We start from the raw sequence: 22,350 nt of genomic DNA, 5'->3' as shown, positions 1-22,350 counted from the left end.
TTTTCACTAATTATCTTTCCCCTTTTTCAAACTAGTAAATGCTTACATTTCCATTTTGAGAAATAAGCGTTGCTATGTAGGAAGGATTGCTCACAAACTTTATTATACCGATTTATTACACCTTTGTGAACATTTTTCGTTAAAACTTGTGATACATTTCGAAAAGTTTTATTTATTTCAGTATTCTGACAATAATACGAAAAATTTTTCATCCACCAATATTGGTGAAAAATTGTACCACTCTCATTGCTAAATAGGCGATTCCCGCTCCAATTAGCGGTCCAACAGCCACACCGTTAAAAAGTGTGACAGCAAGTATTGTCCCAAAAACAAGAGCCGTCGTAATGTGTGGATCTGTTTTAAGTAAATCAATGCCGCTAGCAGCTATCAGAGCAACAAGAACACCTGCCCCAAGAGCAATCCATGCATACGAAGAGCGAACAGCTTCTCCGAGTTGTTTGAATCCAATTTCACCTGTTACGATTGGTGTTAAGACAGCTATAGTGATAACTGTAACTCCAATATTAATCCCCTTTTGTTGAAAAAGAGGAAACAGTTTATCCCCTAACCCTATCCACTTAATGACTAGCAGGAATAAGACTGCCACAATGAGTGATTGATTTTTTGCAAGAATCGCTACAGCTAACAAAATCAGCATAAAAACCGATGCTTGTGAGAACAAGAAACCATCAACCTACTTCCTTACGCACAAGATACGAGTCCTAAAAATAGTATGTACTGGTGTCATCAATGACAGCAACTCGATCTTAACGAGACTTCATAGCAATGCACATTCATCATATCATAATTACCAGAAATTCGCTAGATTTGATGAAGCTTCAATATGCTCTCCTACTCTTCTAAACAGCTGGAGACATAGGAAATTATATCGCTTATTTACGTGACATAATAATAAAATTACCATTCTTAATCATTCGGTTAAAAATCTTTATTAAAAAAGCTTTTCCAATTGATCGAGTTTGCGGAATTAATAATAAAAAGCCAATTGTATCAGTAATAAATCCTGGTGCTAATAGAAAGATTCCTCCAATTAAAATACAAATCCCATCAAGAATAACACCATTAGGCAGTTGTCCTTGCTGTGTTTGAAGCTGTGCAAGTCTTATCGCTTGCAGTCCTTCCTTCTTAGCCAACCATGCCCCAATAATTCCTGTTAAGATAATAAGAAGAAAAGTCGGCCAAACTCCAATAACATTCCCAGATAATATCAAAACAGCTATTTCAAGGGCTGGGACAACAATGATGAGTAATAATAATAATCGAAACATCTCATACTCCTTTATAAATCATTTAGATATGGAAAAAGAGAAGGGGATTCCCTTCTCCTTGTCATTTATTATAGTACACTCGTGTGACCTCTGTAAATGTCGCCACGGGCACTATCAACTGTAATTTCTTCACCATCTTTAAATAGATCAAGCGCTCCATCAACACCGACAATAACAGGTGTACTTAAGTTTAAACCAACAACAGCTGCATGAGACGTTAATCCGCCTTCCACCGTAATAACTGCTGCTGCTTTTTCAAAGGCTGGGATCATATCTTTATCTGTGCTGTATGTAACAAGAATAGCACCTTCTGTTACTTTTTCATTTGCCTCAGCAGCCGTTTTTGCAACAACAACTCTACCTGCTGCTGTACGACGACCAATTCCTTGTCCTTTTGCAACGACTTCACCTATCACATGCACCTTCATAATATTAGTCGTACCTGTTTCACCTACAGGAACACCAGCTGTAATCACTACAAGATCTCCTTGCTTAATTGCACCCGTTGTCAGGGCCGTTTCGATTGTTGATTCAAGCATTTCATCTGTAGAGTTTGCTTCTTTTCCTAAAATTGGATTTACACCCCATACAAGATTCAACTTGCGAATCACTCGTTCATTGCTCGTTACAGCCACAATAGGCGATTTCGGACGATATTTCGATACAATACGAGCTGTATAACCGCTTTCTGTTGCAGATAAAATAGCCGCTGCAGATAAATTAGAAGCTGTGTGTGCAACTGATTGACCAATAGCACTTGTGATCGTTGTTTTCGCTTCTTTTGTCTTTTTACGTAGCATCGCTTCATAATTTAGCGCTTGTTCTGTACGTCTTGCAATATTATTCATTGTTTGAACAGATTCTACAGGGTAATCACCAGCAGCGGTTTCTCCTGATAACATAATTGCATCTGTGCCATCAAAAATTGCATTTGCCACATCACTTGCTTCTGCGCGTGTCGGACGCGGATTACGTTGCATTGAATCTAACATTTGCGTAGCAGTGATAACAGGCTTTGCAACCGCATTACACTTTTTGATTAAATCTTTTTGAACAAGTGGAACTTCCTCAGCAGGAATCTCAACCCCTAAATCACCACGAGCAACCATTAGACCATCTGAAACTTCAAGAATCTCGTTGATGTTATCAACACCCTCTTGGTTTTCAATCTTTGGAATGATATGAATATCTGCACCATTGTTTTGCTCAAGAAGTTCGCGAATTTCTAGTACATCGGCAGCACGTCTTACAAATGACGCCGCAATAAAGTCAACGCCTTGCTCAATTCCGAATTTAATATCAGCAGCATCTTTTTCCGTAATACCAGGTAAATTTACGCTGACATTTGGAACATTGACACCTTTTTTATTTTTTAACGTTCCACTATTTAAAACGTTAGTCACAATTTCACCTTCGCGAACCTCTGTTACTTCAAGACCGATTAAACCATCGTCCAGAAGGATTTTAGATCCTGGATGAACATCATGAACAAGGCCAGGATATGTGACTGATATTTTCTTTTTGTTTCCTATCACTTCGGTCATTGAAATAACGAGCTCATCACCCATCACTAATTCCGCTACGCCACCCTCTAATGTTTGAGTGCGAATTTCCGGTCCTTTTGTATCGAGAAGGATCGCTACTTTTTTACCTGTACGTTCTTCTGCTTCACGAATATTTTTAATGCGTGCACCATGTTCTTCAAAGTCTCCATGAGAAAAGTTTAGACGTGCCACGTTCATTCCTGCCTCGATCAACAAAACTAGCTTATCTACTGTTTCACTTGCTGGGCCAATGGTACAGACTATTTTCGTTTTACGCATATTTGCCTCCTATTTGTTCCATGTTTATCTTTATTTTAAATTAGATAGATAATTCTTGGGATAGCTTGTACATATCAAGATTAATAGCATGATCTTGAGAAAGAACTTCATTTATATCATGATAGACAAGTTCGTTTCGCTGAATACCAACCGTCACTCCGGCTTTACCTTCTAAAAGTAAGTCTACCGCTTTTGCTCCTAATCGGCTAGCAAGTACGCGATCAAATCCTGTTGGAGAACCACCACGTTGAATGTGACCAAGAACTGTCACACGTGTTTCTAGATTCGTTGCTCTTTGAATTTTATCCCCAAATTCAAACCCACTTCCAGCACCTTCAGCAACTACAATAATACTATGCTTTTTACCACGCTCTTGTCCACGCTTAAGGCGGGCAATAATATCATCTAAATCGTCCTTCTCTTCTGGAATTACAATCGTCTCTGCACCATCGGCAAGACCTGACCAAAGAGCAAGATCACCAGCATGACGACCCATGACTTCAATCACATATGTACGCTCATGTGAGGTTGCTGTATCACGGATCTTATCAATTGCATCAATAACTGTGTTAAGAGCTGTATCAAAGCCAATTGTGAAATCAGTCCCTGGAATATCATTATCAATTGTTCCAGGCACTCCAATTGTTGGGAAACCATGCTCCGTTAGCTTTTGTGCTCCACGGAAAGAACCATCTCCGCCAATGACGACAAGTCCTTCGATACCGAATTTCTTAAGCTGTTCAATTCCTTTTTTCTGTCCTTCTAACGTTTTAAACTCTTCACAACGAGCTGTATAGAGCATTGTTCCACCGCGATGAATAATATCCCCAACAGAACCTAACTCCATTTTCTCAATCTCACCTGCAATCAGTCCTGCATAGCCATACGAAATCCCGTAAACTTCAAGATCATGATAAATTGCCTTACGAACAACAGCACGGATAGCCGCGTTCATTCCTGGTGAGTCACCACCACTCGTCAATACACCAATTCGTTTCATCCTTAAACCTCCTAAATCTTTTCAAAATATATCAGAAAAGTAACACATTCACCATCTGTCATGTGTCCTTTTGCCTCTCATTCGACCAATCTTTTCAATCATATCTTGCTCTCATTTTTAAAAAATACCACTTTAGCCGAGTGAACACAATACCGTTACGCACAAAACGAAAAGTGCTTCCACACAGGCAGAAAGCACTTTCCTTTATTTAATAGGTATGATATCGTTTTCAAACGTATATTGTCCGATTTTTTTGTATTTTTGATAGCGTTTTTCAACGAGATCCTCTTTTGATAGTGTTGAAAGAACATCGAGTGAGTTTCCTAGCACACGATCAATTTCCTCAGCTTGTTGTTTCACATCTCGATGGGCTCCACCTTTTACTTCACGGATAATGTGATCAATAATTCCCAGCTCTTTCAAATCAGGTGCTGTGATCTTCATTGACTCTGCAGCTCTTTGGGCTAAAGACGCATCTTTCCAAAGCAATGCTGCTGCTCCTTCAGGGGAGATAACAGAATAAGTCGAATTCTCTAGCATATGGATATGGTCACCAACACCAAGCGCTAAGGCACCGCCACTTCCACCTTCTCCAATAACGATACAAATAACCGGTACAGTAAAGCCCGCCATTTCAAGTAAATTTCTTGCAATCGCTTCGCTTTGTCCTCTTTCTTCTGCAGCTTTTCCAGGGTATGCTCCCTTCGTATCAATAAAGCAAATAATTGGTCTATTAAACTTTTCAGCCTGCTTCATCAGACGAAGAGCCTTTCGATATCCTTCTGGATGAGGCATACCAAAATTACGACGAATATTCTCTTTCGTATCTTTACCTCTTTGATGCCCAATAACAGTTATAGGTCGGCCACGGTATTTTGCAATTCCGCCAACAATCGCTGCATCATCTCCATACAAACGATCACCATGCATCTCTAAAAAATCAGTAAACAAATGCTCAATATAATCTAACGTCGTTGGTCGCTCACTATGACGAGCAATTTGAACACGCTCCCACGGTTGAAGGTTTCCATAAATATCTTTTTCTAATTGTTGTAAACGTTTTTCCAACTTAGAAATTTCATCAGATAAGTCAATTTCTTTTTCTTCCGTAAACGTTCGCAACTCATTAATCTTATTTTTCAGTTCCAAAATAGGTTTTTCAAAACCAAGTTCACTAGCCATCTTTACACCTCCTTTATGAAACGTGATGCATATCTAAAATTTTCGTTAACGTCTCTTTCATCTCAAGACGAGGTATGACTCGATCGAGCTGACCGTGCTTCAGTAAAAATTCAGCTGTTTGAAAATCATCTGGCAAGTCTTGACGAATCGTTTGTTCAATAATTCTTCGGCCAGCAAAGCCAATTAACGCTTTCGGTTCAGCAAAATTATAATCACCAAGCGATGCGAAGCTTGCTGAAACACCACCTGTTGTAGGATGAGTCATAATCGAAATAAACAAGCCACCTTGATGATTAAGCTTCTGCAGGGCCGCACTTGTCTTAGCCATTTGCATGAGGCTTAGAACCCCTTCCTGCATTCTAGCTCCGCCAGAAGCAGAGAATAGAATAAATGGCATGTTCTTTTCAATCGCCTGTTCAACAGCACGTGTAATTTTCTCACCAACGACTGAACCCATACTACCCATACGGAATCGTGAATCCATTACTGCAACAACTGCACCAAAACCATTAATTAGCCCTTCTCCAGTAACAATTGCTTCGTTTAAATCAGTCTTTTGACGGTCTGATTCTAGCTTCTCCTCGTACGTTGGAAAATCTAGAGGGTTCTTACTGATCATCCCTTTATCAAGCTCAACAAATGTTCCAGTATCGAATAAACTGTCCATTCGTTCGTATGCCGTCATACGATGATGATGACCACACGTATCACACACATAAAGATTTTTCTTTAATTCTTTCGTATACATAATTGTTCGACATGCTGGACATTTCGTCATCAGGCCTTCAGGTACTTCTTGCTTTGCTCGTTCTGATGGGATAGTCGCATATCGCTTTTTCTTTTTCAAAAAATCCTTAAGCATTTTTACACCTCGCTCGCTTAAGCTTACCATTTCTTTATCTTATGACTTACACACTTCAAGTAGTACAAGAGCTAGAAGCGACTGTTTTGCAGATGCTTTTCCATCGCTTTGATCGCTACATCACAATGACGGTCTTTCAGAGCCAAATAAATGTCTTCATGCTCCTTTATTGAGACTAGCATTCTCCCTTCTCTTTGAAGAGAACGTTCAAGCGCTACTTTATTATATTCAACAAGGGATATCCATAAATGAAGAAGAAGACGATTATTACAAGACTCGACAATCGTTTTATGAAATAAATAATCTTCTTCAACTGGGAGATCACCATGGGACCATTCTTCTCTTGCTCGCCTTATCAGCTGCCTAAGATGATCAATCGAATTATCTGTCATTCGTATACAGGCAAGCCGCAATGCTTCAAGCTCTATTATTCTTCTCGTTTCTGTTAAATCCTGCTGGGCACTATCATTTTTCAATAAAAAAGATAAGATAATATCAACTAACTGGAAGCTTCCTGCAGGTTTAATAAACGTTCCTTCACCACGTCGTGTTTCAATTAAATCAAGAAGCTCTAATGCACGAAGAGCTTCTCTGACAGAGGAGCGACCTACACTTAGTCGGTCGCTCAATTCTCTTTCAGACGGCAATTTATCACCACTTGTTAATTGATCATTGTGGATAATTTGATTGATTTGCTTAATGATTTCAATATAAACTTTAGGTTGTTCTGATGACATAGTCACCCTCATCTCAGTTATTACCCTAACAATTACTATTCATTACCAATAACGGCTAATTTTCTTGTTTTCTCAGCAATTTGTTCAGGATCTACCTTAATACGAGCAACTCCCGTTTCCATAGCCGTTTTTGCTACTGCTGCTGCAACTGCTGGAGCTACGCGTGGATCAAACGGAGCTGGAATCACATACTCAGTAGTTAAGTCAGCTTCTGCAACTAAATCAGCAATCGCATAAACTGCTGCAACTTTCATTTCTTCGTTAATATGAGTAGCTCGTACATCAAGCGCACCACGGAAAATTCCAGGGAAAGCTAGTACATTATTCACTTGATTCGGAAAATCCGAACGACCAGTACCAATCACTTTTGCTCCTGCTGCTTTTGCCTCTTCTGGCATGATTTCTGGAACAGGATTTGCCATTGCAAAGATAATTGGGTCTTCGTTCATGCTTTCAATCATTTCTTTTGTTAATGCACCCGCTACAGAAACACCGATAAATACGTCTGAACCTTTGATAACATCAGCAAGAGAACCTTCTAAGCGATCTCTGTTCGTGAACTTAGCAACCTCGTCCTTAATGTTGTTCATTCCAGCAGACCGTCCATCATAGATCGCTCCTTTTGAGTCGCACATAATAATATCACGTACGCCCATTCGTTGCATTAGCTTAATAATTGCAATCCCTGCTGAACCAGCACCGTTTGCGACAACTTTAATTTCAGACATTTTCTTGCCCGTAATTTTTAATGCATTAATTAAACCAGCTAATGTTACAATTGCCGTACCATGTTGATCATCATGGAATACAGGAATATTTGCCTCTTTTTTAAGGCGTTCCTCAATTTCAAAACAATCAGGCGCAGCGATATCCTCTAGGTTTACACCACCAAAAGTTGGCTCCATTAATTTAACTGTTTCAACAATTTTGTCTACACTTGTTGTATTTAAGCAGATCGGAAACGCATCAACACCAGCAAATGATTTGAACAGAACAGCTTTTCCTTCCATAACAGGCATAGCAGCTTCTGGTCCAATATTACCAAGTCCAAGTACAGCCGTTCCATTACTCACAACAGCGACCATATTTCCTTTGACTGTATATTCATAAACAGATTCTACATCCTCAAAGATTTCTTTACAAGGCTCGGCTACTCCTGGTGAATACGCTAAACTCAAGTCACGTGCATTGCGGACAAGTACTTTTGACGTTGTTTCAAGCTTCCCTTGGTTCTCCCGGTGCATATGTAAGGCTTCTTCTCTCAATGTTGACACATTAGACACTCCTTTTTCTATTAAATTAACTTTTATTTAACCTAGGGGGTGCAATACACCCGAACTGGTCTGACCACTTTAAAACACCCCTAATTATATAGAAACTTTCAACATTAGCCAAGGAAAATTCGCTATTTATCCTTCGTGCCTTCTTTTCTTAAGACAACGTTTTCTTTACCGAGCAGTTCTTTTAAGATAGATAAGCAAGTATTACTTGGGGAAACATTATAGTTTGCTAGCAAACGCTTCGTCTGTTTTGTTTGCTCATAATAAAGGACAACTGGCACTTGACCTTTATTATCCAACAATTGCTGCTTCACCTGTTGTAAAAGTTTAGGATGTTCTCGTGCGGGAGTAATTCTTAAAAAAAGTTTGGCGTCTTGTACTGAGCCTTGCTCATTAGATAGACTATTTACAGAGACCACTTTTTCAACAATGATTTGTTTTCGCTCTTTTGATTGATCCATTCGTCCTTCTATCAGAACAAGCTCGCCTTCTTTAAAAGTTATCTCTACTTTCTGCCATGCTTGCGGAAAAAGAATAAGCTCCCCTTCCTGTGATTCATCACTTAGAACAGCAAACGCCATCGGCTCCCCTTTTTTTGTTTTAATTTTTCTTACACTCACAATTAGCCCAGCTACTCTTACAATCCCAGTCTTTGTAAATGCCGTTTCGATCGTGACTCTTGTTACATCAGCCAGTTTCGCTTTATACGTTTCAATTGGATGTCCTGATAAATAAAAACCAAGTGCCTCTTTTTCATACTCAAGCTTTTCTTGAATAAGCAATGGCTCAGCCTGATCATATTCTGGGGCCTGTATATCAAGAGTGAACAATCCCCCTGTTTCCTCTTGAAACTCTTTCACTTCTATAGCAAAACGAAGAGCTTCGTCTAGCGATTTTAAAAGCGTTGCACGATCTTGTCTAAATTCATCCATTGCCCCAGCTTTTATCAATTGCTCGATTGACTTCTTGTTCACAATCTTTTGATCAAAACGAACAGTAAAGCTAAACAAATCTTCAAAAGGCTTCTTTTTTCGTTCAGAGATGATCGCTTCTACAGCCTGAACACCTACATGTGTAATCGGTAGTAGCCCGAAGCGAATCGCCTTATTTTCAATCGAAAACAGCAAATCACTATGCGAAACAGATGGAGGCAAGACCTTATATCCAGCACTTCTACATTCACGTAAATGATGAGCAAGCTTCTCATGATTATGCCACACGCTTGAAAATAGCGCGGTATAAAAGGCAAGCGGGTAGTGTGCTTTCACATAAGCAAGTTGATAGCTGATCATGCTATAAGCGACAGCATGACTTCTATTAAAACCATAGTCAGCAAACCGCTCAATAAGGGAAAATACTTCTATTGCAACATTCGCCTCATACCCATTATCAACTGCCCCTTTTACAAAAGCCTCACGCTGACGGGCTAATTCTTCCTTCTTTTTTTTACTGATCGCTCGACGTAAGATATCGGCTTCTGCTAGGGAAAAGCCTGCTAAAAGAGAGGCAATTTGCATAATTTGCTCTTGGTAGACGATGACTCCATGAGTCCCTTTTAAAATTGGCTCTAGATCAGGATGAGCATACGTAATAGTGTGTACTTTATATTTACCATCAATATACGTTTGAATAAATTCCATTGGACCAGGACGATACAGAGCATTAACCGCGACAATATCTTCAAATTCAGTTGGTTTCAAGTGCGTAAGAGTCCTTCTCATACCTGGAGATTCCAATTGAAAAACTCCTGTCGTATCACCTTTTCCAAGTAAAACAAATGTTTCTTCGTCATTTAAAGGAATGTTCTGTAGGTCCAGCTTCACTTGATTATGTTCCTCGATTAGAGACACCATGCGCTCAAGCAAGGTTAAGTTTCTCAAACCAAGAAAATCAAATTTGAGTAAGCCAAGCTCTTCGATGACATTCATCGTTGCTTGTGTCAATGAAACTCCTGCTTGGCCAGCTTGAAGAGCGACGATTTCTGGGAGCGGACGAGCACTAATCACAACCCCAGCCGCATGTGTTGAGGTATGCTTTGGTAAGCCTTCAAGCTGCTTAGCGATCTGCCAAAGAGCTTTCGCTTCATCCGATTCATTGATTAAAGCTGCTAGTCGCTTACTTTCTGCAAGTGCCTTCTCAAGTGTCATACCAGGAGTTGACGGTATCTCTCTTGCTACTTGTTCGATCACAAAACTCATTAGTCCAAGAGCTTTACCAACATCCCTAACAACTGCTCTTGCGGCTAGTGTACCAAATGTAATAATTTGCGCGACATGTTCTTTTCCATATTTTCCTTGTACGTATTCAATCACTTCATCACGGCGATGGTCAGGAAAATCAATATCGATATCGGGCATGGAGACACGTTCATGATTTAAAAACCGCTCAAATAAAAGATTATATTTAAGAGGATCGACATTCGTAATCTCCAGTACATATGCAACGAGTGAACCTGCAGCAGAGCCTCTTCCTGGACCAGTTAACATGCCTTGCTTCCGTGCATACCTCATAAAATCCCATACAATCAAAAAATAATCACTAAAACCCATTTGTGTGATGACGTGTAATTCTTTCTCAAGTCGTTCCCTTACTTGATCATTTACTTCACGATAACGCAAATGAGCTCCTTTTACGCATAGCTGGCGCAGGAGCTCGTTTGACTCCCCTTCTGCAGGCGTATATTTAGGAAGCTGTGGTTGTCCAAGGGTAAGCTGAACTGAACATAAAGAAGCAAGAAGTTGGGTGTTTTCTAAAGCTTCTCTTTCATGTTTGAAACACGTGAGCATTTGCTCTGGACTTTGTAAAAAATAAGATCGTTCTTCTCTTCTCAGAGCCCGGTCCTCTGCTTTCACTCCATCTCGAATCGCACGTGCTATACCAAAAGCTTCAGCATCTCTTTCTTCAAGGAAATAACATGGATGGGAGGCAATCACTTTTAACCCATTCTGTTTTGAAAATAAGCTTACTTGTTCAACCTGCTCGTTATTTCCTGATATTCCAAGAAGCCAATCTGCTACATTTGTCTGCCCTCTCCATGTTGCCAACCACTCTCTCGCTTTTTCATCCTGCCCACTTTGCAACCATGAATGGATTGGACCATCTTGATCAGGCAAAACAACAACAAGGTCATTCAAATAAGGTATAACCTCTTCCCGCGAAAGAGCTGGATGCTTCTCTTCTTTATGCCCGATCAATGTAGCAAGCTGCATTAAGTGTGCATATCCTTGTTCGTTTTTTGCATACAATCTTATGAGTGCCAACGTATGAGGTTCATCCTCGTCCCTTTGTATCGTCAATTCTAGACCCAAAATCGGTTTGATCCCATATTTTAAACAAGCTTGATAGAAAGGAACCGCTCCGTACATCACGTGATGGTCACAAAGAGCCAAAGCTTGATAACCAAGCCTACTTGCCTTCTCTACAAGCGCTTCTATGCGATTGGTTGATGACAAAAGACTGTATTCACTATACACATGGCTCTGAACAATCATCATTCCTCTTCCACCTTTCATCATTCGTTCTTCTAGTATAGTACAAATCAGGTCAAGATGAACACGTCTTGATTTCTCTTCTCAATAATCTAGATCATAGCTGTCATATTTACGTTCACGAGAGCCTATATATGATAAAGATAAGCTTAGCATTTTTAATAGGAGTAAATTAGGAGGATGAGGCTAGATGATGACTCGTGAATTACTGGCTACACTGATCATTGATTTTTTTGTCGCTTTTGGTGTCATTATTGGTGGAGCGATCATCGGTGGGATTGGAGCCTTTCTAATTGGAAAGCCTCCACTATCTGTCATGCACGACTTAGCAGGAAGCTTAAAGATCTGGGCGATCGTCGCGGCAATAGGTGGTACATTCGACGCCATTACAACGATTGAACGCGGTCTATTTGACGGGGCTCATGGGGATATTTTTAAAACTGGGTTTATGATTTTAGCTGCACTATGCGGGGCTCATTCTGGCACATTGCTCATTCAGTGGATTGTCGGGGAGCCACTATCATCGTGAGAATTCCGCCATATTATGAGCGCCCAGGCTGGCAACGTTTTTTCGCAGGCGTAATCATTGGCATGCTAATCGGGTGGTTTTTTTTTATTTATCAATACGGACAAGTATACGAAGGACTTATGCTACGGATTTCGAAACAAGAGACTGTCATCATTGATCAGCAAACAAGGATTGACCGCCTTGTTAGCGAGCAAACAAAATTAAACGAAGAAAACCAAAAAAAGCTCACTATTCAACAAATCGATATCACTTATTTAAATGATCGCAAATTACGTTTAAATCAGCTAACATTGTTTGAACTACGGCAACAAGCTCTAAACGAATTACAGTTTTTAGAACGCAAAGACATTGAAACAGTTGCTAATATGAAGGATTTAATGGTCCGAACGTTAGAAAATAAAGTATTTCATGTTGGTGAAGCTCGTTATCAGTTAGACGTAAAAGAAATCTATTTATTTACGACGTTACGGATTCATGTGGAGATCATCCCTTTTAGAATATAACATCACAATTTTTCGAACTTTTCACTTCATTTGTTTGGAGAGGATGTTTTTCTGTATAATGAAAGGAGTATTTCATCTATTTTTTAGGAGGGATGACAAATGGACGTAACGGGAAAAGAAATGATCATTAACCGAAAAGAAATGGCCTTAAAAAAAGTAGAGAAAATCAAAGCTGGATTATCTGCTTTTGCTGAAACAAAAGAAGTCTCAGACCTTATTCGTAAAGAACTTGAAAAAGAAGATATCAAGGTCCATGAAGATGTAACAGACATGGGTTCCTGGTTCATCCCGACTAAAGAGAAGTAACTAGAAAAGCGCAAGCGGATAGGCTGTTTGCGCTAGACATCAGTGAATTTTAAACGTTCTTATCTTTTGAAAAAGACGAGAGAATAGCCCCTCGTCTTTTTCTTTAATCATTTATGCGCGACATGCCTTTAACAGCTTTTCAATAATTTCTTCTGTTTCTTCCCATGAATAAGCCGTTGCTCCAGAAGCCATGGGATGACCTCCACCGCCATGCTGCGTGGCAATCGTATTGATCACAGGTCCTTTTGAACGTAGCCTTACACGAATTTTGTCTTCCTCTTCAACAAAGAAGACCCATGCCTTTAACCCTTCTACATCGGAAAAGGTATTGACAAGTTGAGAAGATTCATTCGATGTAACGTCAAACTGCTTGAGAATGTCTTTTGTTAAGCGCATGATGCCTAAATGACCCTCTTTAATTTCAAAGTGTTGAAGGACATATCCTTGTAGCCGAGTCATTTTCAAATCTTTTTTATGCAACTCGGAATAAAAAGCATTTTGATCAAATCGCTGTTCGACCAATAAACTTGTCCGTTTTAACGTATCTGCGCTTGTGTTGGAATAACGGAAACGCCCCGTATCCCCTACAATGCCTGCATATAATAACAAAGCAGATTCAGAACTAAGGGCATACCCCAGTTTTTGTCCTTGAACGATTAATTCCACAATCATTTCACTCGTCGAGCTATAGGTCGTTTCCACCCAGACGATATCGCCGTATGGCTCATCATTTGGATGATGATCAATTTTGATAAGGGCGGCTCCCTGATCATAGCGCTGATCGCTAATTCTTTCTGTATTAGCTGTGTCGCAAACGATCACAAGAGCTCCTGTATATTGTTCGTCTGAGATAACATCCATTTCTCCAAGAAAAGCAAGCGATGGTTCAGCTTCACCAACTGCATATACGTTTTTACTTGGGTACTGCTCTCTAATGACTTGAGCCAATCCTAATTGTGATCCTATAGCATCTGGATCAGGACGTTCGTGGCGATGGATAACGATCGTCTCAAAGCGTTCAATCGCATCCAAAATATTTTTTATCATTACATTCCCTCTCTTCTGTTCATTGTTCCTTCACTGGTATTCCCGTTAAACTAGCGCTACAATATTAACTAGGATTAGAAATCAAGGAGGCTGTTTCATGGAAAAAATATTTACGATTATTATTATCTTCTCTGCTGTCTTTTTCATTTATAACAAAATAAAAGTGTGGCGTACACCGAAATCACTATTAAACCGCATTTATCAAACGAAAGCAACGCTATCTCTTGGCTTTTTCCTTACCGCATTTGGTGCTAACCTGCTTGTCAATCCAAGAAGTAACATTGATTTGATTGTCGGAGCTGTGTTTTCTTTACTAGGTGTTCTAAATGTGATCTTTGGCTACAGAGCATATCGTCACTATATTCCTCAATTAAATGATTAAAGAACACTTAAAAAGGGTGACAATGTGGTCACCCTTTTCTATTCGTTTCATTAGTCTATCAATTGAGCCATCATGAGCGCTTTTCCTACGATTTCGTCATCATGATAAAGCTCAACATCAATTTTCCCATGCTTTCGCCCAATTTCGAGAACCTTTGGTTTAATTAAAATAATACTTTCAATTTGAACAGGCTTAATAAAATAGAGTGTAATATTCTCAACGACTAGATCACCTTTTTTGTATTTACGTAGCACTCTACTACCAGCCTCTGTTACGAGTGTGGTCATAACACCATATGAAATCGTACCTAACTGATTTGTCATTTGCGGTGTTACTTCACACTTAAAAGCGAGTTCTTCCGCAGAGGATTGTTCTTCTATCCGACTCGTCACAATATCTTCTATCGTCTCACCTACATGAGGTTGACGCTGAACCATTTGCAGGGCTTTTAAAACATCCTGCCTACTAATAACACCTATAAGCTTGCGCTGTTCATCGATAACAGGAAGCAGCTCAATGCCTTCCCAAACCATCACATGGGCAACAGCTGCGACTGACGTTCGCTCATTAACCGTAATGGGATTAGGCGTCATGACTTTCTCAATTGACGTTTGCTTTGTCGCACCAAGAACATCCTTTGCTGCAACCATACCTTGTATTTTCATTTGGGCATCAATGACAGGGTAACGACTATGACCCGTTTTTTCATTTAGCTCATGCCATTTTTCTGCGGTGTTCTGCGTTGTCATATAATACGTATCTTGCAACGGAATTAAAATGTCATCAACAAGAACAATCTCTTTTTTAATAAGCTGGTCATAGATAGCCCTGTTGATCATTGTTGCAACGGTAAATGTATCATAACTTGTTGAAATGATCGGTAAATCGAGTTCTTCTGCAAGCTTAATGGCGTCATCAGTCGTATCAAAACCACCAGTAATGAGCACTGCTGCTCCTGCCTCTAGTGCTAGCTTATGCCCTTGATAACGATTCCCAACGATTAATAGATTTCCAGCTTCCACATAACGCATCATGGCATCAAGCTTCATCGCACCAATGACGAAGCGATTTAATGTTTTGTGTAGACCTTGACGTCCACCGAGCACTTGTCCATCCACAATATTTACAATTTCTGCGTATGTTAATTTTTCGATATTTTCTTTCTTTTTCTTTTCAATCCGGACCGTTCCTACACGTTCAATCGTGCTGACAAGCCCCTGATTTTCAGCTTCTTTAATTGCACGATAAGCGGTTCCTTCACTTACCGTTAACGCTTTTGCAATCGAACGAACAGAAATTTTCTCACCGACTGCTAAATTCGTTATATATTCAATAATTTGCTCATGCTTTGTAGCCATCATAGCCACCACACTTTCGTTTCACTGACTGTTTCTATTGGAATAGAAAACTGTACTATTTACAGTATACGTCTGAAAGTGTTAGTGAGCAAGGTCATCTTCCTTATCCTCGAAGTTTCTGCCGAGCACTAATGCGCTTTTTGATAGGTACAGCTTTTGTTTCCTGTACTCTTTTTATATATAACAGTTGAATAGCATTTCCAATTAAAACAATGATTGCAAAAGCAACCCATCCCCAGGCAAACACTTGCGCAACCCCTTCACCACCAAACGGCAAATAACCAATTCCGTATGGAAGCATAATGGCGGCTATTAAGAAACAAATGACTGCTCGCTCACGCACATAGCATCCTCCTCTTACCCTTTTTATACAGCATATGTTTTAAAAATAAAAAAAAGACCAAGCCTCTTATTTGGATAAGGCTTGGTCCTCGTCTTATAATTCAATGCTTTCTCCCACTTTTAATGACAAACCTTTCTTTCCTGATAATTGATCTGCAAATGCTTCAGGATCCTGTTCAATAACAGGGAATGTATTGTAATGAATCGGAACAACTCGTTTCGCTTGGAGCCATTCCGCTGCAACCTCCGCATCCTCTGGGCCCATCGTGAAATTATCACCAATTGGCAAGAAAGCTAGATCAATTGTATTGCGTTCTCCAATCATTTTCATATCATTAAATAACGCTGTATCTCCTGCATGAAAGATTGTTTTTCCTTCTGCAGTAAACAAAATTCCAGCAGGCATCCCTGTGTAAACAATTTTCTGTTCTTCTTCAACCGTAAAAGATGAGCCATGGAAAGCTTGTGTAAGCTTAACTGTCCCAAATTCAAATGTATGAGAACCACCAATATGCATGGGGTGAGTATTGATTCCTTGCCAACCTAAATATGTAGCGAGTTCAAATGGTGCAACAACAAGGGCATCATTTCTCTTTGCTAGTTCAACCGTATCACCAACGTGATCATTATGCCCATGAGTAAGTAAAATGACATCGACTTCTAGCTTATCAGCATCTAAATCAGTCAATCCGTTGCCTGTAATAAATGGGTCAATAATAATTCTTTTACCCTTCGTCTCTACATAAACAACCGAATGACCATGATAACTAATTTTCACTATTATCCGCTCCTTTTGGTTTTAAATATCCTTCCCTATGTCTACTTAATCATTGTTAAGCAGATTCCTGCTTTTTATGACTCTTTTTTAGCAAAAGTAAATTTTCCATGTATCTTTTTTATTTTAACATATCATGCTAAATTAAGGATAATTATACGAACCACAAAAGGAGTTTAATATGATCGAACAACGTTTACTGCATTTACAAAAATGGTTAAGGGAGGAAGACATTTCTTATGCCTTTATCCAAGGACAAGCGAACGTTTTTTACTTTAGTGGCTTTCGCTGTCATCCATATGAACGAATCGTTTCTCTACTAGTATTCCCAGATCACGAACCTTGTTTAGTCTGCCCAAACATGGAAAAAGCCCTCGTCCATCAAGCTGGCTGGAGTAGTGATATCATCGGCTACAGCGATCATGAAGATCCTTGGGAGCTACTCTCACAGTATCTATCATCTCTTCACCTTCAAGGCACAAATCTCGCTATCGAAAAAGAAGCTCTTTTCTATGCAAGAGCAGAACAATTACAAAAGCTTTCTCCTGATTTATCATTTGTGTCTATAGACGCAAAATTGATGGAACAACGACTTATTAAGAGTGAAGCTGAGATTTCTATATTACGCGAAGCAGCTAAGCTAGCTGATTTCGGTGTCGAAGTAGGAGTTCACGCCTTACAAACAGGTCGAACGGAGATGGATATCCTTGCTCTCATTGAATATGAGCTGAAAAGAAAAGGGATTACCGAAATGTCATTTGGTACCCTTGTCTTAAGCGGCGAACAATCAGCTAATCCTCACGGGAGTCCAAGCATGAAACAAATTCACCCTGGCGAATTTGTGTTATTTGACTTAGGCGTTGTTCTAGAAGGGTATTGCTCAGATATTACAAGAACCGTTGCTTTTTGCGATATATCTGAGGAACAAAGAAACATCTATGATACGGTGTTGCAAGCACAACTCAAGACGCTTGATCTCTGTAAAAAAGGCACCGTGCTAGGCGATTTGGACAAAACAGCAAGAAAAGTCATAACAGATGCAGGCTACGGCAAGTTTTTTCCTCATCGAATTGGACACGGTCTTGGATCAGAAGTCCATGAGCTTCCTTCACTAAACGAGAAGAATAAAGAGCAATTGAAAGTGGGAATGACCTTTACAATCGAACCAGGTATTTACGTTCCGAATGTCGGAGGTGTCCGTATTGAAGATGAAGTCCTTATCACCGACCAAGGATACGAATGTTTAACCACGTACCCAAAAGAATTACAAATCATAAAATAAGAAAAAGGTCTAATCTTAGTGTTTAACTACTAAAATTAGACCTTTTTCCATCATCTCTTTATTGATTATTTTGCCATACCCATGTATACAATTTGCCATCAGCATTCATATAACGAATATCTAGACGTTCCAAACTGGGGTGATTCGCATCCTTCACTCTTTTGACAAGGGTTTCAACCTTTTCTTCTTCAGTCAATTTTAAGATGCGAAACATTTCTTCGACCTTCTTTTTTGCTTCTTCTCCTTTTATGACACGCTCACCATACTCAAATTCATAAGCATTAGGACTATCATATTCCCATTGATATTCAGTTCCATTTTCCACCAATGTCATTCTAAACGAAAAACTATTCATTAACTCTGTTCCAGCAGCTTCTACTGGTTGAAACAAACTAAACATAACTAAAAAAACAAATGACATAACAAACCATATCTTCATCATTTTTCACCTCATTTATTAAGGTGTGTAAAAATATGGATGATTATACATCATTAGCGATAACGATGGATAACATCTACACCACCTGTCACCTCTAAAACCGTTCCAGTGACCATATCAGCGTCTTCTTCACATAAGAAGAGAATCGACCTTGCAATATCCTCTCCCGTGCCTGAACGGCCAATTGGTGTCTCACTGTCAGGATGCTGGCGGGCTTCTTTAATCGTCGCCTCTTTCATCTCACCTAAAATATTACCTGGACAAACCATATTAGCTGTAATCCCGTATTCAGCTTCTTCAATGGAAACCGTCTTCATCAATGAGACAAGTCCTACTTTAGCCGCTGCATAAGCTGAACGGTAGATCCAGCCTGGGGCACTGTTTGCTCCTTGGAAACCATATGTAATAATTCTTCCAAACTTTTGTTCTCTCATAATCGGTACAACTTTTTTTAACAAGTGATAGACGGCACTTAAATTACCTTCGATCATGTTGTACCAATCGTCCTCTTCGTAATCAACCAATTTTTTTCGCTCAAAAACATAAGGGCCTGCATTATTAATTAATAGATCAATTCGTTTAAATTTCGTAAAAGCAGCATCAACTGCCTTATAAATATCTTCTTTTTTTGTTACATCTGCTTGAATAAACTGGAGACGATCAGCATAGCTAAACCAACGCTTTCTTAGCATTTCTACCGTCTCTTTATCACTACGAAATGTAACGGTAACCGAATAGCCCTTCAAAAGCAAGGACTCGGTTACTTGAACACCTAATCCTTTTGTTCCTGCCGTAATCAAGGCGTGACGCATGTCTTTCCCCTCCCATTTACCATAGTAACCTAGTTGCTTTGATCATACTATGTTTTTAGCTAAGAGTAAAAAAAACACACACTATCTTTAGAGATAATGTGTGCCTACTTTTATTAAAAATGGTTTCTGACATCTTAGACAGTTACGTTAAGACTTTTCTCTGCCTTTTCAAGCGCAATTCTTACTTGATCAAAGCCTGTCCCGCCCGCGCTATTTCGACGTGCAACAACAGTCTTCGGTTGTAAGACATCATAAATGTTTTCTTCAAATAACTCACTAGCCTCTTGATAATCAGAGAACGGTAAGTCAAGGAGGAAAACGCCTTTTTGAATGGCAACAAGTACCAATTTCCCTACAACTTCATGCGCTTGACGGAATGGCATTCCCTTTGTAGCTAAGTAATCAGCTAGCTCCGTTGCATTTGAGAAATCTTGATGGACTGCTTTTTCCATCGTTTCTGTATTAACAGTCATGGTCTCAATCATACCAGCGAAGATATTCAAAGAGCCTTTAACTGTTTCAACAGTATCAAACATACCTTCCTTATCCTCTTGCATATCTTTATTGTATGCTAGAGGCAATCCTTTTAGCGTTGTTAAAAGTGAAAACAGATTGCCGTACACACGGCCCGTCTTCCCACGAATTAGCTCTGCCATATCAGGATTTTTCTTTTGCGGCATGATACTACTACCTGTTGCAAACGAATCGTCCATTTCAATAAATTGAAACTCTTGTGTTGACCAGAGAATTAACTCTTCGCATAGTCTAGATAAATGCATCATCAAAACAGAGGAAGCACTTAAAAACTCAACAATAAAGTCACGATCACTTACCGCATCAAGACTATTTTGATAAATATCATCAAAGCCTAGCAATTCCGCAGCATAAGCACGGTCAATTGGAAAAGTTGTCCCTGCCAATGCTCCTGCACCTAGAGGTGAAATATTTAAACGTTTCAGACTATCCTCGTACCGACCATAATCACGCTCAAGCATCCAGAAATAAGCCAGTAAATGATGAGCAAACGAAACTGGTTGAGCACGCTGTAGATGTGTATAACCAGGAATTAACGTTTCAACATGCTTCGTTGCTTGCGTATAAAGAGCTTCTTGTAGCTTTTTTACCGCATCCATAATTTCTTTCGTATTGTTACGTAAATACAGATGCATATCTGTTGCAACTTGGTCATTTCGACTACGTCCAGTGTGGAGCTTTCCACCTACTGGGCCAATTTCATCAATGAGCATTTTTTCAAGGTTTAAGTGAATGTCTTCTTCTGAAACAGAAAATTCAAGCTCACCTTTTTTTGCTCTTTCGCGAAGGGTGTTAAGCCCTTCTTTAATCTTCTCAACTTCATCTGCTGGGAGAATTCCGCATTTTCCAAGCATCGTCACGTGAGCAAGGCTTCCTTGTATATCTTCATCGACTAGCGCTTGATCGAAGCCGATTGATGCACCGAATGCATCAACCCACTCCTCTGCTGTCTTTGTAAAACGTCCTCCCCAAAGCTTCGTCACTATTGTGTGACCTCCTTCTTCTCCTTGTTGACCATGCTGTGAACTTTTGTTGTTAATCCCCATAGTGAGATAAAGCCAACAGCTGCACTGTGATCAAATTCATCATCTGTTGAATACGTAGCAAGTTTTTCATCATATAGAGAGTAAGGAGATTTACGTCCCTCTACAATTGCGTGTCCTTTAAACAGTTTCACACGAACAACGCCTGTTACTGATTTTTGTGTTTCTTTTAAGAACGCTTGAAGTGCTGGTTGTAATGGTGAGAACCATAAACCATCATAGATCACTTCAGATAATTTCTTACTGATAATTGGTTTGAAATGTGCAACTTCTTTCGTTAATGTAATATCTTCAAGTTCTTTATGTGCTTTGATTAACGTCATTGCACCTGGGCACTCGTAAACTTCACGAGACTTGATCCCAACAAGACGATTCTCAACATGGTCAATACGTCCAACACCATGCTTACCAGCAATTTGGTTTAGCTCAAGAATCAATTGATCTAATTGATATGACACTCCGTTGATTGTTACTGGAACACCTTGTTCAAAACCAATTTCAATAATATCTGCTTCATCTGGTGCATCTTCAATTGCAACAGTTAACTCATAAGCACCTTCTGGTGGAGTTGCCCATGGATCTTCTAGGATTCCACACTCATTTGCACGGCCCCATAAGTTTTGATCAACAGAATATGGATTATCTAAATCAATTGGAATTGGAATATTATTCTTTTTCGCATATTCAATTTCTTCATCACGTGACCAAGCCCACTCACGTACAGGAGCAAGTACTTCTAAGTTAGGATTTAATGCTTGAATAGACACTTCAAAACGTACTTGGTCGTTTCCTTTACCTGTACATCCATGAGCAACCGCAGTAGCTCCTGTTTGTTCAGCAATTTCAACTAGCTTCTTAGAAATTAACGGACGAGAAAGTGCAGAGACAAGCGGATATTTTTCTTCATATAATGTATGAGCTTGCAAAGCAGGTAAAACGAAATCCTCTGCAAATTCTTTTTTCGCATCGATTGAATACGATTCGATCGCACCAACATCTAATGCTTTTTGTTTAACGAAATCTAAATCCTTTCCTTCACCTACATCCAACCCTACAGCAATAACGTCATAACCTTTATCTGCTAACCATTTAATCGCAACGGATGTATCTAATCCACCTGAATAAGCCAACACAACTTTCTGTTTCATTTTGCATTCCTCCTATGAATAATCATACTTATAATATTATTTTTATACATTGTTATTTAAAAAAAGAGTGGTCTTTCTTCCATATCTTCCTTTGCATAAAACCAAAGTCAATTCTTATTAATATTCATTACTTTAACAGGGGTAATCAATTTTGGCAAGTGAAAATATCGCTTTTTTTATGATATTTTT

22 protein-coding genes are annotated in these 22,350 nt (G+C 39.4%); 5 read left to right on the top strand and 17 right to left on the bottom strand.

The window, feature by feature from the left end:
• Positions 1–208: 208 nt before the first annotated feature.
• The 9 genes from IQ10_RS08240 to dnaE form a co-directional block, all read right to left on the bottom strand.
• Entirely contained in the window at positions 209–682 is a 474-nt protein-coding gene (locus tag IQ10_RS08240) for a DUF441 domain-containing protein (protein WP_144450015.1), read from the bottom strand.
• Between the two features lie 211 nt (positions 683–893).
• Positions 894–1,289 carry an FxsA family protein gene (locus IQ10_RS08235; RefSeq protein WP_144450014.1) on the bottom strand — a complete coding sequence of 132 codons (396 nt, stop codon included), beginning with the start codon at positions 1,287–1,289 and terminating at the stop codon, positions 894–896.
• 68 nt (positions 1,290–1,357) lie between these two features.
• Positions 1,358–3,112, bottom strand: a complete 1,755-nt coding sequence (gene pyk, locus IQ10_RS08230) for a pyruvate kinase (protein ID WP_144450013.1) — start codon at positions 3,110–3,112, stop codon at positions 1,358–1,360.
• Between the two features lie 40 nt (positions 3,113–3,152).
• The gene (gene pfkA, locus IQ10_RS08225; RefSeq protein ID WP_144450012.1) at positions 3,153–4,112 is read right to left on the bottom strand and encodes a 6-phosphofructokinase; all 960 of its coding nucleotides are present in this window, start codon (positions 4,110–4,112) and stop codon (positions 3,153–3,155) included.
• Between the two features lie 204 nt (positions 4,113–4,316).
• Positions 4,317–5,294, bottom strand: a complete 978-nt coding sequence (gene accA, locus IQ10_RS08220; RefSeq protein ID WP_144450011.1) for an acetyl-CoA carboxylase carboxyl transferase subunit alpha — start codon at positions 5,292–5,294, stop codon at positions 4,317–4,319.
• 13 nt (positions 5,295–5,307) lie between these two features.
• Positions 5,308–6,156 (bottom strand): acetyl-CoA carboxylase, carboxyltransferase subunit beta, encoded by an 849-nt coding sequence (gene accD, locus IQ10_RS08215; RefSeq protein ID WP_144450010.1) that lies wholly within the window; start codon positions 6,154–6,156, stop codon positions 5,308–5,310.
• 71 nt (positions 6,157–6,227) lie between these two features.
• Positions 6,228–6,893, bottom strand: coding sequence for a FadR/GntR family transcriptional regulator (locus tag IQ10_RS08210; RefSeq protein ID WP_144450009.1), 666 nt, complete (start codon positions 6,891–6,893; stop codon positions 6,228–6,230).
• A 35-nt stretch (positions 6,894–6,928) separates the two neighbouring features.
• The gene (gene ystJ, locus IQ10_RS08205) at positions 6,929–8,137 is read right to left on the bottom strand and encodes an NADP-dependent malic enzyme (RefSeq protein WP_144450263.1); all 1,209 of its coding nucleotides are present in this window, start codon (positions 8,135–8,137) and stop codon (positions 6,929–6,931) included.
• Between the two features lie 161 nt (positions 8,138–8,298).
• Complete coding sequence (dnaE, locus tag IQ10_RS08200) at positions 8,299–11,667, bottom strand: DNA polymerase III subunit alpha (RefSeq protein WP_144450008.1); 3,369 nt, start codon at positions 11,665–11,667, stop codon at positions 8,299–8,301.
• 187 nt (positions 11,668–11,854) lie between these two features.
• Between dnaE and ytrH the strand changes: the two genes are divergently transcribed.
• The 3 genes from ytrH (at position 11,855) to IQ10_RS08185 (ending at position 12,999) form a co-directional block, all read left to right on the top strand.
• Positions 11,855–12,190: a sporulation membrane protein YtrH gene (gene ytrH, locus IQ10_RS08195; RefSeq protein WP_144450262.1), complete on the top strand. Its 336-nt coding sequence runs from the start codon at positions 11,855–11,857 to the stop codon at positions 12,188–12,190.
• Complete coding sequence (ytrI, locus tag IQ10_RS08190; protein WP_144450007.1) at positions 12,187–12,693, top strand: sporulation membrane protein YtrI; 507 nt, start codon at positions 12,187–12,189, stop codon at positions 12,691–12,693. The genes ytrH and ytrI overlap by 4 nt, the downstream gene beginning before the upstream one ends.
• Before the next feature lie 99 nt (positions 12,694–12,792).
• Positions 12,793–12,999, top strand: coding sequence for a YtzJ family protein (locus tag IQ10_RS08185; protein ID WP_144450006.1), 207 nt, complete (start codon positions 12,793–12,795; stop codon positions 12,997–12,999).
• Between the two features lie 111 nt (positions 13,000–13,110).
• Here IQ10_RS08185 and IQ10_RS08180 read toward each other — a convergent pair whose 3' ends face one another.
• Positions 13,111–14,046 carry a DHH family phosphoesterase gene (locus IQ10_RS08180; RefSeq protein ID WP_144450005.1) on the bottom strand — a complete coding sequence of 312 codons (936 nt, stop codon included), beginning with the start codon at positions 14,044–14,046 and terminating at the stop codon, positions 13,111–13,113.
• A gap of 97 nt (positions 14,047–14,143) precedes the next feature.
• On the opposite strand from IQ10_RS08180, the gene IQ10_RS08175 reads away from it, so the two are divergent.
• The gene (locus IQ10_RS08175) at positions 14,144–14,428 is read left to right on the top strand and encodes a YtpI family protein (RefSeq protein WP_144450004.1); all 285 of its coding nucleotides are present in this window, start codon (positions 14,144–14,146) and stop codon (positions 14,426–14,428) included.
• 50 nt (positions 14,429–14,478) lie between these two features.
• On the opposite strand, the gene IQ10_RS08170 is transcribed toward IQ10_RS08175, so the two are convergent.
• The 3 genes from IQ10_RS08170 to IQ10_RS08160 form a co-directional block, all read right to left on the bottom strand.
• Positions 14,479–15,786 (bottom strand): CBS domain-containing protein, encoded by a 1,308-nt coding sequence (locus IQ10_RS08170; protein ID WP_144450003.1) that lies wholly within the window; start codon positions 15,784–15,786, stop codon positions 14,479–14,481.
• A 103-nt stretch (positions 15,787–15,889) separates the two neighbouring features.
• Positions 15,890–16,129, bottom strand: coding sequence for a hypothetical protein (locus IQ10_RS08165; RefSeq protein ID WP_144450002.1), 240 nt, complete (start codon positions 16,127–16,129; stop codon positions 15,890–15,892).
• A gap of 93 nt (positions 16,130–16,222) precedes the next feature.
• Complete coding sequence (locus IQ10_RS08160) at positions 16,223–16,906, bottom strand: metal-dependent hydrolase (RefSeq protein WP_144450001.1); 684 nt, start codon at positions 16,904–16,906, stop codon at positions 16,223–16,225.
• Positions 16,907–17,087: 181 nt separating this feature from the next.
• Here IQ10_RS08160 and IQ10_RS08155 point away from each other — a divergent pair, with 181 nt between their 5' ends.
• On the top strand, positions 17,088–18,185 hold the full coding sequence (locus IQ10_RS08155) for a M24 family metallopeptidase (protein WP_144450261.1): 1,098 nt from the start codon (positions 17,088–17,090) through the stop codon (positions 18,183–18,185).
• 58 nt (positions 18,186–18,243) lie between these two features.
• Here IQ10_RS08155 and IQ10_RS08150 read toward each other — a convergent pair whose 3' ends face one another.
• From IQ10_RS08150 to IQ10_RS08135, 4 genes are all read right to left on the bottom strand, one after another.
• Positions 18,244–18,624, bottom strand: coding sequence for a hypothetical protein (locus IQ10_RS08150; RefSeq protein ID WP_144450000.1), 381 nt, complete (start codon positions 18,622–18,624; stop codon positions 18,244–18,246).
• Positions 18,625–18,677: 53 nt separating this feature from the next.
• On the bottom strand, positions 18,678–19,436 hold the full coding sequence (locus IQ10_RS08145; RefSeq protein WP_144449999.1) for an SDR family oxidoreductase: 759 nt from the start codon (positions 19,434–19,436) through the stop codon (positions 18,678–18,680).
• Positions 19,437–19,570: 134 nt separating this feature from the next.
• On the bottom strand, positions 19,571–20,953 hold the full coding sequence (argH, locus tag IQ10_RS08140) for an argininosuccinate lyase (RefSeq protein ID WP_144449998.1): 1,383 nt from the start codon (positions 20,951–20,953) through the stop codon (positions 19,571–19,573).
• The gene (locus IQ10_RS08135) at positions 20,953–22,161 is read right to left on the bottom strand and encodes an argininosuccinate synthase (RefSeq protein WP_144449997.1); all 1,209 of its coding nucleotides are present in this window, start codon (positions 22,159–22,161) and stop codon (positions 20,953–20,955) included. Before IQ10_RS08135 ends, argH begins: the two co-directional genes overlap by 1 nt.
• Positions 22,162–22,350 lie beyond the last annotated feature (189 nt).

It is taken from the genome of Halalkalibacter nanhaiisediminis (genome assembly GCF_007830185.1).
Classification (GTDB): domain Bacteria; phylum Bacillota; class Bacilli; order Bacillales; family Bacillaceae_D; genus Halalkalibacter; species Halalkalibacter nanhaiisediminis.
This window is presented reverse-complemented; position numbering and strand designations above follow the sequence as displayed.